Annotated in this window: 13 protein-coding genes; 9 read left to right on the top strand and 4 right to left on the bottom strand. The window is 66.7% G+C overall.

Features of this window, described 5'->3' with window-relative positions; genetic code table 11:
- Positions 1-103: 103 nt before the first annotated feature.
- Together FVQ98_RS08615 and FVQ98_RS08610 are read right to left on the bottom strand one after the other, a co-directional pair.
- Positions 104-1,336, bottom strand: coding sequence for a branched-chain amino acid ABC transporter substrate-binding protein (locus FVQ98_RS08615; protein ID WP_147913023.1), 1,233 nt, complete (start codon positions 1,334-1,336; stop codon positions 104-106).
- A 122-nt stretch (positions 1,337-1,458) separates the two neighbouring features.
- Positions 1,459-3,087, bottom strand: coding sequence for a 3-(methylthio)propionyl-CoA ligase (locus FVQ98_RS08610; RefSeq protein ID WP_147913087.1), 1,629 nt, complete (start codon positions 3,085-3,087; stop codon positions 1,459-1,461).
- A gap of 326 nt (positions 3,088-3,413) precedes the next feature.
- On the opposite strand from FVQ98_RS08610, the gene FVQ98_RS08605 reads away from it, so the two are divergent.
- The 6 genes from FVQ98_RS08605 to FVQ98_RS08580 all read left to right on the top strand — a co-directional run bounded on the left by FVQ98_RS08605 (position 3,414) and on the right by FVQ98_RS08580 (position 8,377).
- Positions 3,414-4,502, top strand: a complete 1,089-nt coding sequence (locus FVQ98_RS08605; protein ID WP_255507705.1) for an ABC transporter substrate-binding protein — start codon at positions 3,414-3,416, stop codon at positions 4,500-4,502.
- A gap of 252 nt (positions 4,503-4,754) precedes the next feature.
- Positions 4,755-6,239 (top strand): protein adenylyltransferase SelO, encoded by a 1,485-nt coding sequence (locus tag FVQ98_RS08600; protein ID WP_147913021.1) that lies wholly within the window; start codon positions 4,755-4,757, stop codon positions 6,237-6,239.
- Complete coding sequence (gene msrB, locus FVQ98_RS08595; protein ID WP_147913020.1) at positions 6,236-6,643, top strand: peptide-methionine (R)-S-oxide reductase MsrB; 408 nt, start codon at positions 6,236-6,238, stop codon at positions 6,641-6,643. Before FVQ98_RS08600 ends, msrB begins: the two co-directional genes overlap by 4 nt.
- A 13-nt stretch (positions 6,644-6,656) precedes the next feature.
- A complete protein-coding gene (locus FVQ98_RS08590) occupies positions 6,657-7,223 on the top strand; it encodes a septation protein A (RefSeq protein ID WP_147913019.1) in 567 nt (188 codons plus the stop codon).
- Entirely contained in the window at positions 7,220-7,492 is a 273-nt protein-coding gene (locus FVQ98_RS08585) for a BolA family protein (RefSeq protein ID WP_147913018.1), read from the top strand. The genes FVQ98_RS08590 and FVQ98_RS08585 overlap by 4 nt, the downstream gene beginning before the upstream one ends.
- 66 nt (positions 7,493-7,558) lie before the next feature.
- Entirely contained in the window at positions 7,559-8,377 is an 819-nt protein-coding gene (locus tag FVQ98_RS08580) for a peptidylprolyl isomerase (protein WP_147913017.1), read from the top strand.
- Between the two features lie 165 nt (positions 8,378-8,542).
- Here FVQ98_RS08580 and FVQ98_RS08575 read toward each other — a convergent pair whose 3' ends face one another.
- Positions 8,543-9,343 carry a DUF1624 domain-containing protein gene (locus tag FVQ98_RS08575; RefSeq protein ID WP_147913016.1) on the bottom strand — a complete coding sequence of 267 codons (801 nt, stop codon included), beginning with the start codon at positions 9,341-9,343 and terminating at the stop codon, positions 8,543-8,545.
- Positions 9,344-9,546: 203 nt separating this feature from the next.
- Between FVQ98_RS08575 and FVQ98_RS08570 the strand changes: the two genes are divergently transcribed.
- The 3 genes from FVQ98_RS08570 (at position 9,547) to FVQ98_RS08560 (ending at position 14,276) form a co-directional block, all read left to right on the top strand.
- Positions 9,547-11,703, top strand: a complete 2,157-nt coding sequence (locus FVQ98_RS08570) for an AsmA family protein (RefSeq protein ID WP_147913015.1) — start codon at positions 9,547-9,549, stop codon at positions 11,701-11,703.
- Between the two features lie 61 nt (positions 11,704-11,764).
- Positions 11,765-13,759 (top strand): peptidase U32 family protein, encoded by a 1,995-nt coding sequence (locus FVQ98_RS08565; protein WP_147913014.1) that lies wholly within the window; start codon positions 11,765-11,767, stop codon positions 13,757-13,759.
- Positions 13,760-13,829: 70 nt separating this feature from the next.
- Entirely contained in the window at positions 13,830-14,276 is a 447-nt protein-coding gene (locus FVQ98_RS08560; RefSeq protein ID WP_147913013.1) for a universal stress protein, read from the top strand.
- Positions 14,277-15,276: 1,000 nt separating this feature from the next.
- On the opposite strand, the gene FVQ98_RS20230 is transcribed toward FVQ98_RS08560, so the two are convergent.
- Positions 15,277-15,894 carry a GNAT family N-acetyltransferase gene (locus FVQ98_RS20230; RefSeq protein ID WP_147913011.1) on the bottom strand — a complete coding sequence of 206 codons (618 nt, stop codon included), beginning with the start codon at positions 15,892-15,894 and terminating at the stop codon, positions 15,277-15,279.
- Between the last annotated feature and the right edge of the window lie 12 nt (positions 15,895-15,906).

Here is a 15,906-nt window from a genome sequence, read left to right as displayed (position 1 = left end):
CGGCTCTGGGCGCGCTGTCTCATGCTAGCTGCAGAACGCACGCGCAGGACGCGCATGCAAAAAATCTGGCGTTGCCAAAGCAACGCCAGTGGGCGCCACGGCCTCAGGACGGGCGCTTCATTGCGCAGCTGGTCGGCGTGCTGGAGACGTACGAGGGGTACTCCGCCACCGGCACCAGCGTCATGCCGGTGTTCTCGGGGCTGTAGGGGTACTTGCCACCGGCTTTCTGCCACATCGTGATGTAGAGCGGCTGCTGCAGCTGATGGTCGGTCTTGCGCATCTCGACGTCGCCGTTGTAGCTCTTGTACTTGAGCCCTTCGAGCGCCTTGGCCACCTTGACCGGATCCGTCGACTTGGCGTTGGCCATGGCCTGTGTCAGGCCGATGAAGGCAGCGGGGATGGCACCCGTGAACATGTCGTCCTTGAAGCGCGCCTTGAACCCTTCCATCCACTTGCCCATCTGGCCGCCCATGTTGTAGTGCGAGTAGGCGACCTGGAACACCTTCCCCTCACCCGTGCTGCCGAGCGCCGTGGGCGTGCCGGTCACGCCGGTGTAGTAGGTGAAGAACTTGCCGTCGTAGCCGCCTTCCTTCGCCGCCTTGATCAGCAGCGCCAGGTCCGACCCCCAGTTGCCCGTGATGACGGTGTCTGCGCCCGCGGCCTTGATCTTGGCGATGTAGGGCGCGAAGTCGCGCACCTGGGCCAGTGGGTGCAGATCTTCGCCGACGATCTGGACGTCGGGCCGCTTGCGCTTCAGGGCTTCCTTGGCGAACTTGGCAACCTGCTGGCCGTGCGAGTAGTTCTGGTTCAGCAGGTAGACCTTGTGAACGTCCTTCTGGTCCTTCATGAAGGTCGTCATCGCCTCGATCTTCATGGAGGTGTCGGCGTCGAAACGGAAGTGCCAGTAGTTGCACTTGCTGTTGGTGAAGTCCGGATCGACCGCCGCGTAGTTGAGATACATCATCTCCTTGCCGGGGTTGCGCTCGTTGTGCTTGGTGATGCCGTCGATCAGCGCTGCGGCCACCGACGAACCATTGCCCTGCGCGACGTAGCGCACACCCTGGTCGATGGCGGCTTTCAGCGCGTTGGCGCTTTCGGCGGGGCTCAGCTTGTTGTCGAACGCGACGATCTGGAACTTGACGCCCGCCGGGTTGTTCTTGCTGAACTCGTCGGCAAAATACTGCCAACTGTGCATCTGGTTGGTGCCCAGCGGGCCCATCAGACCGGTTTGGGGGTCAATCAGCGCGATCTTGACGGTTTCACCTTTTTGCGCATGGGCTGCGGTCAGGGCCGCCACCATGGCCGCACCGGCCAGCACCTTCACTGCGAACTTCATCGTCTGGTCTCCTGGGTTGTCGATCACGAACAATCCGCAGAGTAAGTGCGCAGCCAACGAAACACAGCCGGGCTTTCCCGAGGGGGTGTCGCCGACGCGTCAACCCCAAAAATTTGACGACGTCAAAGCGAGGGCAGCTTGTAGTCCTTCAACTGCTCGCGCAGCTTGGTCTTGAGCATCTTGCCGGTGGCGCCAAGCGGGATCGCGTCAACAAACACCACGTCGTCGGGGATCTGCCACTTGGCCATCTTGCCCTCAAAGAACTGCAGCAGTTCCTCGCGCGTGACCTGCGCGCCAGGCTTGAGCGCCACCGCTACGATCGGGCGCTCGTCCCACTTCGGGTGCGGCATGCCAATGCAGGCGGCCATGGCCACCGCCGGATGGGCCATGGCGGTGTTTTCCACGTCGATCGAGCTGATCCACTCGCCGCCGGACTTGATCACGTCCTTGCTGCGGTCGGTGATCTGCATGAAGCCGTCGGCATCGATGGTGGCCACGTCGCCGGTCGGGAACCAGCCGTCCTCCAACGGGTCGCCGCCCTCATCCTTGAAATAGCGGCCCAGGATCCACGGACCCTTGACGTAAAGGTCACCGTAGGTCGTGCCGTCCCAAGGCTGATCCTGACCGTCGGCGCCCACAATCTTCATGTCGACCCCGAAGATCGCCCGACCCTGCTTGAGCCGCAGCTTCATCTTGTCGGCTTCGGGCAGATCGCGGTGCTTTTCCTTCAGGCTGCACAGCGTGCCCAGCGGGCTCATCTCGGTCATGCCCCAGGCGTGCAGGACGTCCACGCCATACTGGTCGCGGAACGCCGTGATCATGGCTGGCGGGCAAGCAGAGCCACCGATCACGGTTCGCTTGAGCGTCGAGAACTTGAGCTTGTTCTGGCCCACATAACCCAGCAGCATCTGCCACACCGTGGGCACGCCGGCAGCGAATGTGACCTTCTCCCCCTCGATCAGTTCGTACACCGACTTGCCATCCAGCGCTGGACCAGGGAACACCAGCTTGCAGCCCACCATCGCAGCCGAATACGGCATGCCCCACGCGTTGACGTGGAACATCGGCACCACCGGCAGCGCCGAATCACTGGCACTCAGGCCCATCACGTCCGGCAGGGCCGAAGCATAGGCGTGCAGCACCGTCGAGCGATGGCTGTACAGCGCGCCCTTGGGGTTGCCGGTCGTGCCGCTGGTGTAGCACAGGCTCGAGGCGGTGTTTTCGTCGAACACGGGCCAGGTGTAATCGGGCGACTGCGCGCCGATCCAGGCTTCGTAGCTGACCAGGTTCGGAATGCCGGTGTCCTGTGGCAGCTTGTCAGCGTCGCACAGCGCCACCCAGCGTTTGACGGTCTTGCAGTGTGCATGGATGCCCTGAATGATGGGCAGGAAGGTCGTGTCGAAGCAGATGATCTGGTCTTCGGCGTGGTTGGCGATCCAGGCGATCTGTTCCGGCAGCAGGCGCGGATTGATGGTGTGCAGCACGCGCTCGGAGCCGCTCACGCCGAAATACAGCTCCAGGTGGCGGTAGCCGTTCCAGGCCAGCGTGCCGACGCGCTCGCCAGCTTTCAGCCCTTCGTCGTCGAGCGCCTTCGCCAGTTGCTTGGAGCGTCGCTGCACGTCGGCCCAGGTGTAGCGGTGAATGTCTCCCTCGACCCGGCGCGAAACGACCTGACCGTCGCCGTGGTGGCGCGCAGCAAAGTCGATGAGGCTGGAAATCAAGAGCGGGTGTTGCTGCATCAGGCCGAGCATGGGTTCTCCGTTGGGCTGTGAAATGGTTGTCGCCATGATCCTAGTCGACGGCTTCATGAAGCTGACGCAGGGCAAACGCCAAGCGCGCCACCTGCGCGACACCTGGGCCAGGGCGGCTGTGACCGAATACATACACCCCAATGTGTATGTTTTGCGCCTCAAACTGCGCAGAACTCACATGCCAAAAGGACATTCCGCTAAATTGGCGCTAACTTACTAATGTTGCATTGTGTGACGCAATTCATCCTTAGGAGACGTTTTGTATGCACTCCGATTTGGCCCCACAAACCCTTGCCTCCAGCCGAAGAGCCTTGATTTGCTATGGAATGGCTGCTGCGATTGCCCCCTTTGGTCAGATCGCCCGCGCGCAGTCAAATGTGTTACGTATCGGCAGCAGTGTCGACACCAGCGGGGTCGAAAAAATCAACGGTTTGGCCCTGCACCAGGGCGCGCTGGCGTACTTCACCGCGCTCAACCGCGCTGGCGGCATCCATGGCGCCCAGGTCGAGCTGCAGGTGGCCGACGACAAGTTCACCCCTGAACAGGCCAAGGCCAACGCCCTCAAGTACGTGGCCGACTCGTCCGTGCTGGCCATCCTGCACCCGCAGGGCACGCGCCAGTCGGCGGCCATGATGGACGCCGTCACCACCATGGCCCTGGTCGGCCCCAACACCGGCAACGTCAGCCTGCGCAAGAAGCCCTCGCCCAACACCTTCTGGGTGCGCGCCAATTTCGACCAGGAGATGGACCGCCTGATCTCCCAGGCGGCCGTGCTGGGCATCAACCGCATTGGCCTCATCCACTCCAACGACCCGCTCGGCCAGGCCCTGCTGGCCGGCTACAAGCTGGCGCTGGGCAAGGCCAAGCTGGAGCCGGCGGTGATCGGCGTCACCCCCAGCACCAACAGCATGGAAGTGGAAGGCGCTGCCCAGCAGGTCGCCGCCGCCAAGCCGCAGATGGTGATCCTCGGCCTGGCCGGCACGGCGCCGGCCACGGTGCGCGCGCTGCGCAAGGCCGGCTCGGCGGCGTCGATCTACGGGCTGTCGATCGCCTCAGGCTCCTTCGCCACCATGGGGCCCGAAGGGCGCGGCCTGGCCTTTTCGGTCATCGTGCCCACGCCCAATTCGCCGCGCCACGCGCTGGTGCGCCGCTACCAAACCGACATGGCCGCCGTAGGCAAGTCCCAGGAAACGTCCACCACCAGCCTGGAAGGCTACGTCAACGCGATGGTGCTGGCCGAAGGCCTGCGCCGCGCCGGCCCCGCGCCCAGCCGCGCCGCCGTCATCAACGGCCTGGCCGGGCTGGACAACTACGACGTCGGCGGCATGCAGTTCACCTTCGGCCGCACCAACCGCGAGGGTTGCTCGTTCGTCGACATCGCCACCCTGGGCGCGCGCGGCCAGTTGATCGCCTGACCGACCAGCACGCGCCGATTCCTATAGAAATTCGCCTCTGACCCTACAACCACTTGCGCTGGCAGCTATCAAATCAGGAATAAATGGGTGCTTCGGCACCCTTTTTTCATGGGGGTGACGCAGGGCGCCAGCGGGCCTGCGGCACCGGACTTTCGCGGCGCCCTGCACGGTGCCACGCGCCAAGACCGACTTTGCATAGGGCTGTCCGCCACGGGCCCGCGGCAGCTGGCGTGAACGCAGGACAATCGCCCTATGTTGTTGTCCACAGACACTTTTTTGGCGCCCGGGCCTGCCCCGGAGCGGCTTTGGCTCAACCGCTTTGCCGGTCTGGGCCCCACCTTTTACAGCCACGTCGCCGCCGCGCCGCTGCGCGACCCGTACTGGGTCGCGCGCAGCGACGCCCTGGCGCGTGACCTCGGTCTGCCGGCCGACTGGGCCACGCCCGAGGCCCTGCAGGCCCTGGCCGGCAACACCGTGCTGCCGGGCAGCGTGCCGCTGGCCAGCGTCTACAGCGGCCACCAGTTTGGCGTGTGGGCCGGGCAGTTGGGCGACGGGCGCGCGCTGCTGCTGGGCGAGGTGCAAACGCCCTCGGGCGCGTCGCTGGAAGTGCAGCTCAAAGGCGCGGGCCTCACGCCCTATTCCCGCATGGGCGACGGGCGCGCCGTGCTGCGTTCCTCGGTGCGCGAATTTCTGTGCAGCGAAGCGATGCACGGTCTGGGTATCCCGACCACGCGCGCGCTGTGCGTGGTCGGCTCCGACCAGCCGGTGCGGCGCGAGGAGATCGAAACAGCCGCCATCGTCACCCGCACCGCGCCCAGCTTCATCCGCTTCGGCCATTTCGAGCACTTCAGCCACGGCGGCGACCACGACGCGCTGCGCCAGCTGGCCGACTTCGTCATCGACCACTTCTACCCCGACGCGCGCAGCGCCGCCAACCCCTACGCCGCGCTGCTGGAAGCGGTGACGCGCCGCACCGCCGCCATGGTGGCGCAGTGGCAGGCGGTGGGGTTCACGCACGGGGTGATGAACACCGACAACATGAGCATTCTGGGATTGACGGTGGACTACGGCCCGTTCCAGTTTCTGGACGGGTTCGACCCCAACCACATCGGCAACCATTCCGACCACCAAGGGCGCTACACCTACGCGCGCCAGCCGCAGATCGCGCACTGGAATTTGTTTGCCCTGGGCCAGGCGCTGCTGCCGCTGATCGGCGACCACGACACCGCCATGGCCGCGCTGGAGCCCTACAAAACCGCCCTGCCCGCCGAGCTGGACGCGCGCTTTGCCGCCAAGCTGGGCTTTGCGCAGGCCAGCGCACCGGTCAACGCCGTGGTGAATGCACTGCTCCAGCTGATGGCGGCCGAGCGCACCGACTTCACCATCGCCTGGCGCACGCTGGCGCGCCACCTGGCCGGCGCGCCAGCCGACACGGTGCAGGCGCTGTTCCACGACCGGGCCGCCATTGACCGCATCTTGCTACAATTGCAGGAGCTGCCCGCGCAAGTGGGTGTAAGGCCGGATGCCGATTTGGCACTTAAATCCAACCCAGCCTTCATCCTGCGCAACTACCTGGGCGAACAAGCCATCGCGCTGGCGAAACAAAAAGACTTTTCCATGGTCCAAGACCTGCTCACCGTGCTGGAGCGCCCGTTTGACGAGCACCCCGCACACGCCGCCTGGGCCGGTTTCCCGCCGGAATGGGCCGACCACATCCAGATCAGCTGCTCATCATGACCCACCCTGTCCAGAAAACCGATGCCGAATGGCGCCAACTGCTGGCCGACAAGCAGGCCGAACCCGGCGCCTACCAGGTCACCCGCCACGCCGCGACCGAGCGGCCCTTCACCGGCAAGTACGAGCAGCACTGGGCCGACGGCAGCTACCACTGCATGTGTTGCGGCGCCAAGCTGTTCGAATCGGGCACCAAGTTCGACGCCGGCTGCGGCTGGCCCAGCTTCTCGCTGGCCCTCCCCGGCGCCATCGAAGAGCGGCGCGACGTCAGCCACGGCATGGTGCGCGTCGAAACCGTGTGCGCCAACTGCGGCGCCCACCTGGGCCACGTCTTCCCCGACGGGCCGACCGAGACCGGCCTGCGCTACTGCATGAACTCGGCCGCCCTGGATTTCGAGCCCCGGTAAACTGCGCGGCCAGATGAAAGCCCTGCTCGACTTCCTGCCCATCCTGCTGTTTTTCGGTGCCTACAAGCTGTGGGGCATCTACCCCGCCACCGGCGTGCTGATGGCGGCCACCGCGGCGCAGATGGCCATCATCTACGCCATCGACAAGAAGCTGACCACCATGCACAAGGCCACGCTGGCCTTGATCCTGGTCTTCGGCACGCTCACCCTGGTGCTGCAGGACGACCGCTTCATCAAGTGGAAGCCCACCGTGCTGTACGCCGCCATGGCCGTGGCCTTGGCGGTGGCGCTGTGGGTCTACCGCAAGAACTTCCTGAAGATCATGCTGGGCAGCCAGCTCAACCTGCCCGACCCGGTGTGGAACCGCCTCACGGTGGCCTGGATGATCTACTGCCTGTTCATGGCCGCCATCAACGGCTACGTGGCCGCCTTCTGGACCACCGACGCCTGGGCCAACTTCAAGCTGTGGGGCTACGTCTTCCCGGTCGCCTTCATCATCGGCCAGGGCTTTTACGTGGCCCGGCATTTGCAGGACGAGCCCGCCGCGTCCGACACCCCACCTTCCGAGAGCCAAGGATGAGCACCGAACCGTCTCTTGCCGACCGCATGGCCGACACCCTGCGCAGCGCCCTGGCGCCAACCGAGCTCGAAGTCCTCGACGAAAGCTGGCAGCACGCCGGCCACGCCGGCGCCAACGGCACCGGTTTCGGCACGCACTTTCGGGTGCGCATCGCCTCGCCGCGTTTCGAAGGCCAAAGCCGCGTGGTGCGCCATCGTTTGGTGTACGAAGCGCTGCAAGACTTCATCGACCGCGATGGCGTCCATGCCCTGGCGATCGAGACGCGATAATCCCGTTTTTCTGCCCGGCCGCGCTGGCCGGGGCTTCCGGTCATCCGACCACCTTCCCCGCAACCCATGAAAAAACACCTGCTGTCTGTCTCCGTGGCCGCCCTGCTGGCCGGCACCCTGGCGCTGCCCGCCGTGGCGCAGAACGTCGCCATCGTCAACGGCAAGCCCGTGCCCAAGGCCCGCCTGGAAGCGCTGGAAGCCCAGGTCAAGGCCCAGGCCGCCCGCACCGGCCAACCCGTGCCGCCCGAAGTCACGCAACAGCTGCGCGACGAGGTCATCGCCCGCGAAGTCTTCATGCAAGAAGCCGAGCGCCGCGGCATCCAGGGCTCGGACGCCTACCGCAAGAACATGGAACTGGCGCGCCAGAGCGTGATGATCAACGCCCTGTTCGAGGACTTCAAGGCCAAGAACGAAGTGACCGACGCCGAAGCCAAGGCCGAGTACGACCGTCTGGTCGCCGCCCAGGCCCCGGCCGCCGGCACCAAGGAAATCAAGGCGCGCCACATCCTGGTCGAAAAAGAATCCGAAGCCAAGGACCTGATCGCCCAGATCAAGAAAGGCGCCAAGTTTGAAGACCTGGCCAAGAAAGCTTCCAAGGACCCAGGCTCCGGCGCGCAAGGCGGCGATCTGGGCTGGTCCAACCCGAGCAGCTACGTGCCCGAGTTCGCCGAAGCCATGTCGAAGTTGAAGAAGGGCGAAATGACCGACGCGCCGGTCAAGACGCAGTTCGGCTACCACATCATCCGCGTGGACGACACGCGCGACGCCAAGGCGCCTGAACCACCGAAATTTGAAGACGTGAAGGCCCAGGTCAAGCAGCAGATGGAACAGCAGAAGCTGGCCAAATTTCAGGAAGATCTGCGCGGCAAGGCTAAGATCGAATAAGGCGGGCAGCGGCGCAGCGCGCCGCGTTTGAGCGCCGCAGCAGGGCAGGCTCCGTTGAAGACCCTGCCCTTTTCTTGGCGCTTTTTACTCTGCTTTTGATAGCTTTTCGCGCAGGTGGTTGTAGGGCTGGAGACCTATTTCCCTCACAAACACCGCGCTACCCGCTCAAGCCCGCCCGACCAGCCAGGTCCACGCCGTCAGCGCACCGATCAGCACCGGCTGGTGCAGCATGTAGTAGCTTAGGCTCCATCGGCCCAGCCAACCCAGCGCCGCGCCCAGTGGCCCGGCCGGCCGCGCCAGGCCGCCCGGCGCGCGCGCCTGCAGCCACTGCGCGGCGCCCACGCCCCACCACACCACGCCCAGCCAGGGCAACAGCGGCACGAAGTCCTCGGTCGGCGGCTTGTGCGTGACAAAACCCAGCCAATTCAGCCAGCGGCTGTCCAGCGCCGCCGCCAGCGGGCCCGGCGGCTGGGCCTGCAGCCAGGCGCTGCCCAGCGGCCCGGCGGCGATCAGCAGCGCGCCCAGCACCCACGGCCACGCACCGCGCAGGCCGCGCAGCAGCGCCCAGCGCGTGATCAGCAGCATCACCGCCATGCCATGCAGCACGCCAAAGCTGATCCAGCTTTGCGGAAACATCCACCACGAACCCGCCGTGACCAACAGGGCGCAGCCCGCCACCTGCGCCCAGCGCCGCCAGAAACGCGGCCAGCTTTGCCCCGCCTGCACGGCCAGGGCCTGGCCGATGCCGGCGGTGAACAGAAACAGGCTGACGATGCCGGTGCGCTGCCAGATCCAGAACGGGTCGAAATAGAAGTCCTGCGGACGGACCAGATGGAAGTGGTTGAGGTCGAAGACGAAGTGGTAGACCGTCATCCACACCATCGCCAGCCCGCGCAAGGCGTCCACGCGCGCCAGCCGCCCGAGCGGGCGGGCGCGGCGGGAATCGGGTCGCGGAACAGGTGCCATGGCAAAAAAAACGGGGTGGCGCGCGGGTCTGTCGGTGCGCGCTGCAAGCCATGTGCTCGGCCCGCGCAAGCCGGTGTAGGAGATCGCCTCAAGCCGCCATCTTAGCGGCCCGACGGGCCTGATCGGGCCTAGCATCGGGGCATTGTTGCTATTGTCGTCGGAGCAGGCCGCGTACGCCCAGGGCGCGCCGACCTGCCAACAGCATGTCTCCGGAACCCGTTTACCGCCCCCAAGTCTCTGCTTCGCCCGTGCCGGCGCGCACCTCGGTGCTGCGCTGGGTCGTCACCCTCCTGATCGCGCTGGCTGCGGTCGCCGCGATGGCCCTGGCCTGGCTGACCTGGAACGACTGGAACCGCTCGCGTGCCTGGGTGTCCGAAGAGGTGTCGCAGGCGCTGGGCCGGCCCTTCGCCATCCGCGGACCGCTCGATCTGGACTGGGAATGGCCGCAGCAGCGCGGCACGGGCTGGCGCCGCTGGATCCCCGGACCCACCGTGCACGCCCACGACGTGCTGATCGGCAACCCGCCCGATTTCAACGCCCGCGCGCCGCACTTCGCCCACATCGGCGGCGTGACGGCCGATCTGGCGCTGCTGCCACTGCTGGCGCGCCGCATCGAGATCCGCCGCGTGGCGCTGACCGAACCCGACGTGCGCCTGGAGCGCCAGAAGGACGGCCACAACAACTGGACCCTTCAGCTGCCCGAAGCCGACGCCGACCGCCCGCGCTGGAGCGTCGATATCGGCCAGGTGGTGCTGAGCAAGGGTCGCCTCGGCTACGACGACGCGCCGCGCCAACTCAGCGTGGCCGGCTCGCTGGACACGCTCAAGCCGGAAGACAGCCAGGACGGGCGCTACGGCGTGGGGTTTGAATTCACCGGCTGGCAGGGCAAGGCGCAGATCCGTGGCAGCGGCAAGGCCGGGCAACTGCTGTCATTGAAGGATGAGCAGCTGGACTTCCCGCTGCAGCTGGACGCGCGCGCCGGGCGCGTGGCGGCCAAGGCCGAAGGCATCATCGCCAACCCGCGCCAGCTGTCGGGCGTGGACTTCAAGGTCAACCTGCGCGGCGGTAGCCTGGCCGACCTGTACCCGCTCACAGGCATCGTGTTGCCCGACACACCCGAATTCGCCACGCAAGGGCATCTGGTCGGCACGCTCAAGCAGGGCGCGGCGGTGTGGGACTACCAGAAGTTCACCGGCACCATCGGCCACAGCGACATTGCCGGCGACGTCACCTACACCTCCGCCGAGCCGCGCCCGCGCCTCAAGGGCAAGCTGCATTCCAGGCTGCTGCGCCTGGCCGATCTGGGCCCGGTGGTCGGCGCCAAATCCAACAACCCCGACCGACCCAAGCGCGCCGGGAAGGTGCTGCCCGACGACCCGTTCGACACCACCCGCTGGGACAAGATGGACCTGGACCTGGTCTACACCGGCCAGCGCGTCGAGCGCCCCGAAGCCGTGCCGATCAACAGCCTCAACGTGCACGCGCTGCTGGATGGCGGCCAGCTCAAGCTCGCGCCGCTGGACTTCGGCGTGGCCGGCGGTCGCTTCAAGACGCAGGTGCAGATGAACCCGGGCACCAAGCCCATGGCCGTGTCCCTGCGCGGCGACGTGCAGGGGCTGAAGCTGTCGGCCCTGTTCCCCAAGGTCGAGCTGATGAAGAAGAGCCTGGGCCGCGTGGACGGCGGCATCGCTTTCGACGCGCGCGGCGAATCCATCGCCCGCATGGCCGCCACGGCCAATGGCGAGGCGCGCCTGTACGTGCGCGACGGCGTGATGAGCCAGCAGTTGCTCGACCTGGCCGGGCTGAACCTGGGCAGCGTGGTGGTCGCCAAGCTGTTCGGCACCGACAAGGAAGTGCGCCTGCGCTGCGCAATTGCCGACGTGCCGGTGCGCGACGGCGTGGCTCATCTGCGCAACGTCAAGATCAACACCGACGACGCGCTGATCGACTTGACCGGCACCGCCAACCTGCGCGACGAGATGCTCGACATCGACGTCAACCCCAAGGCGTACGAGCTGAAACTGTTCTCGCTGCGCACGCCCCTGGAGGTCAAGGGCCCGTTCGCCAAGCCACACGTCGGCGTCAAGGCCGGGCCGCTGATCGTGCGCGCCGCCGCCGCTGTGGCCGCGCTGGCGGTTGCGCCCGGGGCGCTGGCGCTGGTGCCCATCACCGTGCCCGGCGCCGAGGACGACGAAAGCTGCGCCCCGCTGCTGGCCCAAGGCAGCAAAGCGCCCAAGGCCGGCCGGCCCACGTCGGTCGCTGCGCCCGGCAGCGCCGCCGCGTCGGCCGCCGCCCCGGCCACGCGCCCCAGCGCCCCGGCCATGCCCGCCGCGGGTGAATTCTCGGGCGGCGCACGCTGAGGTGGCGCTCACCCGCGCCCGCGCACCACCACGGGCGCGACCCCGCTGGGATAATCGCCGAATGTCTTCCGGCCCCCACCACCTTGAGCTGCTTTCCCCCGCGCGCGACGCCGACATCGGCATCGAAGCCGTGAACCACGGCGCCGACGCCATCTACATCGGCGGCCCCGGCTTTGGCGCGCGCGCCAGCGCCGGCAACAGCATCGCCGACATCGCCCGCCTGGCCGCGCACGCGCACCGCTTCAACGCACGCGTGTTCGTCACGCTCAACACCATCCTGCGCGACGACGAGCTGGAGCCCGCGCGCCGCCTGGTCCACCAGCTGTACGACGCCGGCGCCGACGCGCTGATCATCCAGGACATGGGCCTGCTCGAAATCGACCTGCCGCCCATCCAGCTGCACGCCAGCACCCAGACCGACATCCGCACGCCTGAAAAAGCGCGCTTTCTGCAAGACGCCGGCCTGTCGCAGATCGTGCTGGCGCGCGAATTGGATCTGGACCAGATCGCCGCCGTGCGCGACGCCCTCGACCCGTCCCGCTGCAGCATCGAATTCTTCATCCACGGCGCGCTGTGCGTTGCCTACAGCGGCCAGTGCTACATCAGCCACGCCCACACCGGCCGCAGCGCCAACCGCGGCGACTGCTCGCAGGCCTGCCGCCTGCCCTACCAGGTGGTCGACGCGCAAGGCCGTTTCGTCGCGCACAACGCCCATGTGCTGAGCATGAAGGACAACAACCAGAGCCTGAACCTCGGCCCCCTCATCGACGCTGGCGTGCGCAGCTTCAAGATTGAAGGGCGCTACAAGGACATGGGCTACGTGAAGAACATCACCGCCCACTACCGCCGCCTCATCGATCAGTTGCTGGAGCAGCGCCCCGAGCTGGCCCGCGCCAGCAGCGGCAGCACGCGCTTCACCTTCACGCCCGACCCGGACCAGAACTTCAACCGCGAGTTCACCGACTACTTCGTCAACGGCCGCCAGACCGACATCGGCGCCTTCGACACGCCCAAGAACCCCGGCCAGCCCATCGGTTTCGTCACCCGCGTCGCGGCCGACCACTTCGATCTGATGGCCGACAGCGCCGACCTGCAACTGGCCAACGGCGACGGCCTGTGCTACTGGGACGCGCAAAAAGAACTGGTCGGCGCCCAAGCCAACCGCATCGATGCATTGGGTGACGGCGCCTGGCGCGTCTTCCCCAAAGACGCCATGGCCAGCCTGCACGACCTGCGCCGCGGCACCGTCATCAACCGCAACCGCAGCATGGACTGGGTCCGCACGCTGGAGAAAAAATCGGCCGACCGCCGCATCGGCGTGTGGCTCAAGCTCGCCGAGTCGCCCGCAGGCGGTTTGCAACTGACGGCCACCGATGAAGAAGGAAATTCGGCCACAGCCCGCGCCGAGCTTGCGCAGCAAGCTCCCAAAGACGCAGCACAGGCCGAGCAGAAGCTGCGCGAAGCCCTGGCCAAGCTGGGTGAAACGCTGTACCAGCCCATCGACATCGCCATCGACCTGAGCGCGCCCTGGTTCGTCCCCGCCAGCGTCGCCAACGCGCTGCGGCGCGACGCGATGCAAGCGCTCGATGCCGCTCGCGCCGCCGCCTGGCAGCGCCTGCCGCGCGCTAATCCCGTGCAGCCACCCGCGCCCTACCCCGAAGATTCGCTGACCTACCTGGCCAACGTCTTCAACCACAAGGCGCGCGACTTCTACGCCAAACACGGCGTCAAGGTCATCGACGCCGCCTACGAAAGCCAGCAGGAAGAAGGCGAAGTCAGCCTGATGATCACCAAGCACTGCGTGCGCTTTTCCTTGAGCCTGTGCCCCAAACAAGCCAAAGGCGTCATCGGCGTCAAAGGCACCGTCAAAGCCGAGCCGCTGCAGCTCATCAACGGCAAGGAAAAGCTCACCCTGCGCTTTGACTGCAAGCCCTGCGAGATGCACGTCGTCGGTAAGATCAAGCGCGGCGTCCTTGCCCAGGGCGAACGCGAAGCCGCCGAGCACGCCCTGACCTTCTACCGCGCCCAGCCCGTGCCGGCGCAGTTCCACGAATGAGATTGGGCGCCAACGCCCTCCAGGCGGGCGCGACAAGCTCCTGATTTGATAGTTATCTGAGACCAAGACCATGAAAATCCTGCTTCCCGTTGACGGCACCGAGCTGTCTCTGCACGAAACCCGTTTTGCCCTGCAACTGCTGCGCGAGGGCCTCAAGGGCAGCTTCGTGCTGGTGAACGTGCAGGAGCCGGCGAGTTTCTACGAGATGGTGACGGCGGACAGCCCCGAGCTGATCGAAGGCGCCGCGCTGGAGGCGGGCGAAGACCTGATGGCCCCGTCCGCCCGCCTGCTGGCCGATGCAGGCGTGGCCTACGAAACCGCCGTGGTCCAGGGCGACCCTGCGCAGGCGATGGTGGAGCTGATCGAAGAGCACCACTGCGACATGGTGGTGATGGGCTCGCGCGCGCTGGGCCCGATTCGCCGCTGGCTGGAAGGCGGCTCGGTGTCGCAGCGGCTGGTGCAAAGCTCGCCCGTGCCGGTACTGCTGGTGCCGCCGCCGGTGGTGGATGAGGGGTGAAGCTGCGCGCAGGCGGCGCCGCGCTGCGCGGCCTTTCTCAGCGTGGTGCCGGCGCCGGTGCAACTGCCGCGGCGCGGCCGGGCATGCGGTCTTGCGGTGACGGCTTAGCACTCTCAGGTTTTGAATGAATTGAGCTTCTGGCCCAGGGGCTGCTTGCGCGGGCAGCTATGGAATTGGTAGTTTGGTGCCGCACGAATCGGAGCCGCTTGTACGAGTGCCGCGTGCTTTTTTTATTCGGTGACGGGTTTGAGGTGGAAGGCCGGGACATGCGCCCGGCGGCGCACCTTCTTTTCTTGTCTCGCCAAGAAAAGAAGGCAAAAGAAGGCGACCCCACTGGACGTGTCCCCGCAGCGATGCTGCGGGGCAACCTGCGATGCTCGATCGGGCGGTGGCGCTGCAGAACTCGCTTTGCGCTTGCAGCGCTCCGCTCAGACAGCTGCAGCGAGTCAGAGCACGAAGCGTGGGCATCCTTCGGTGCCCACGCCCACCGCCCGCTCTGCGCTTCTCGGCACGTCCAGAGGGGTGGCGAGACGGGCCATCGCTTCGCTCGGCCCTGGGTCCGCGGCGCGTAGCGCTCGCGTGTTGGGGCCGAGCGCAGCGATGGCCCGTGTGGCTGTTCAACTCCCCTTGAGACTGCGCCTGCGGCGCGGTTCTGGCGGGGTGGCGGCTGCACCGGAGGATGCAGCCGCTTCGTGAACCGACTGGCCGCGGTTGTTTGAACGGAGCTGCAAAGCAGCGAAGTGAGTTCTGCGGCCCACCACGCCAGAAGCGTGACGCAGGTTTGCCCCTGCGCGCAGCGCAGGGGTCGCAGACGTGGGGTCGCCTTTTCTTTGCCTACTTTCTTTTGGCGAAGCAAAAGAAAGTGGGTCGGCCGCCGGGCCGAGACCCGGCCTCCCAACCCCGTTCAAGCACCGCCACCCAACGAGTGCGCGACGAACGAAGTGCTACAACTCCAATAGCTGCTCGCGCGGACAGCTGCAAAGCCAACAGCCGATTTCACTTACAAATCCCGCACCATCCACACCGCCCCCTCCCCAAACCCCAGCACCGCCATCGGCGCCGCCTGGGCCACAAAACCATGCCGCGCCCAGTACGCGTCTGCCCCCTGCACCGCCACCAACATCGCGCGGGACAAGGACAGCCGGCGCCCCGCGTCCAGCACTTCGGCCAGCAGGCGCGCGGCCAGCCCGTGGCCGGCCCAGGCGGGGTCGACGGCGATGTCGTGGACGTACAGCCAGTCGCCCGGTTGCGGCGTGGCGGGGGTCGCGGGCTTGTTCAGCACCAGCGGCGCGCCATCGGGCACGGTGTGGGCAATGGCGTAGGCGCACAGGTTGAGGGTGTCGGCCGCCCCTTGGTGCAGGTGAGCGTGCGGACCAGCGCCCTCACCCACCGCGCCAACGTGCAGCGCGCCGCCCGACGTTGCACCAGCGGCCAGCGAGCCACCTGCCCCGGCAAACGCGCCCCAGCAGGTGTCGCCGGGCATGCGCAGCTTGCTGCCCAGAACCTCGGGCGATTCCAGCAGCGCGTCGCCATAGGCCAGCGCCTGCACGGCCATGACGCCGGCCAGGTGGGCGTGGGCGATGGGGCCGAGGTGCAGCGCGGACGGGTCAGCGGACATGGGGACGCGGGG

The sequence above is a fragment of the Ottowia flava genome (assembly GCF_008017535.1).
GTDB lineage: Bacteria > Pseudomonadota > Gammaproteobacteria > Burkholderiales > Burkholderiaceae_C > Ottowia > Ottowia flava.
This window is presented reverse-complemented; position numbering and strand designations above follow the sequence as displayed.

Excerpts from the sequence above, each read along its gene's own strand:
- FVQ98_RS08615 (WP_147913023.1), bottom strand. The coding sequence starts at position 1,336 with ATGAAGTTCGCAGTGAAGGTGCTGGCCGGTGCGGCCATGGTGGCGGCC.
- FVQ98_RS08610 (WP_147913087.1), bottom strand. The coding sequence starts at position 3,087 with ATGCTCGGCCTGATGCAGCAACACCCGCTCTTGATTTCCAGCCTCATC.
- FVQ98_RS08605 (WP_255507705.1), top strand. The coding sequence starts at position 3,414 with ATGGCTGCTGCGATTGCCCCCTTTGGTCAGATCGCCCGCGCGCAGTCA.
- FVQ98_RS08600 (WP_147913021.1), top strand. The coding sequence starts at position 4,755 with ATGTTGTTGTCCACAGACACTTTTTTGGCGCCCGGGCCTGCCCCGGAG.
- msrB (WP_147913020.1), top strand. The coding sequence starts at position 6,236 with ATGACCCACCCTGTCCAGAAAACCGATGCCGAATGGCGCCAACTGCTG.
- FVQ98_RS08590 (WP_147913019.1), top strand. The coding sequence starts at position 6,657 with ATGAAAGCCCTGCTCGACTTCCTGCCCATCCTGCTGTTTTTCGGTGCC.
- FVQ98_RS08585 (WP_147913018.1), top strand. The coding sequence starts at position 7,220 with ATGAGCACCGAACCGTCTCTTGCCGACCGCATGGCCGACACCCTGCGC.
- FVQ98_RS08580 (WP_147913017.1), top strand. The coding sequence starts at position 7,559 with ATGAAAAAACACCTGCTGTCTGTCTCCGTGGCCGCCCTGCTGGCCGGC.
- FVQ98_RS08575 (WP_147913016.1), bottom strand. The coding sequence starts at position 9,343 with ATGGCACCTGTTCCGCGACCCGATTCCCGCCGCGCCCGCCCGCTCGGG.
- FVQ98_RS08570 (WP_147913015.1), top strand. The coding sequence starts at position 9,547 with ATGTCTCCGGAACCCGTTTACCGCCCCCAAGTCTCTGCTTCGCCCGTG.
- FVQ98_RS08565 (WP_147913014.1), top strand. The coding sequence starts at position 11,765 with ATGTCTTCCGGCCCCCACCACCTTGAGCTGCTTTCCCCCGCGCGCGAC.
- FVQ98_RS08560 (WP_147913013.1), top strand. The coding sequence starts at position 13,830 with ATGAAAATCCTGCTTCCCGTTGACGGCACCGAGCTGTCTCTGCACGAA.
- FVQ98_RS20230 (WP_147913011.1), bottom strand. The coding sequence starts at position 15,894 with ATGTCCGCTGACCCGTCCGCGCTGCACCTCGGCCCCATCGCCCACGCC.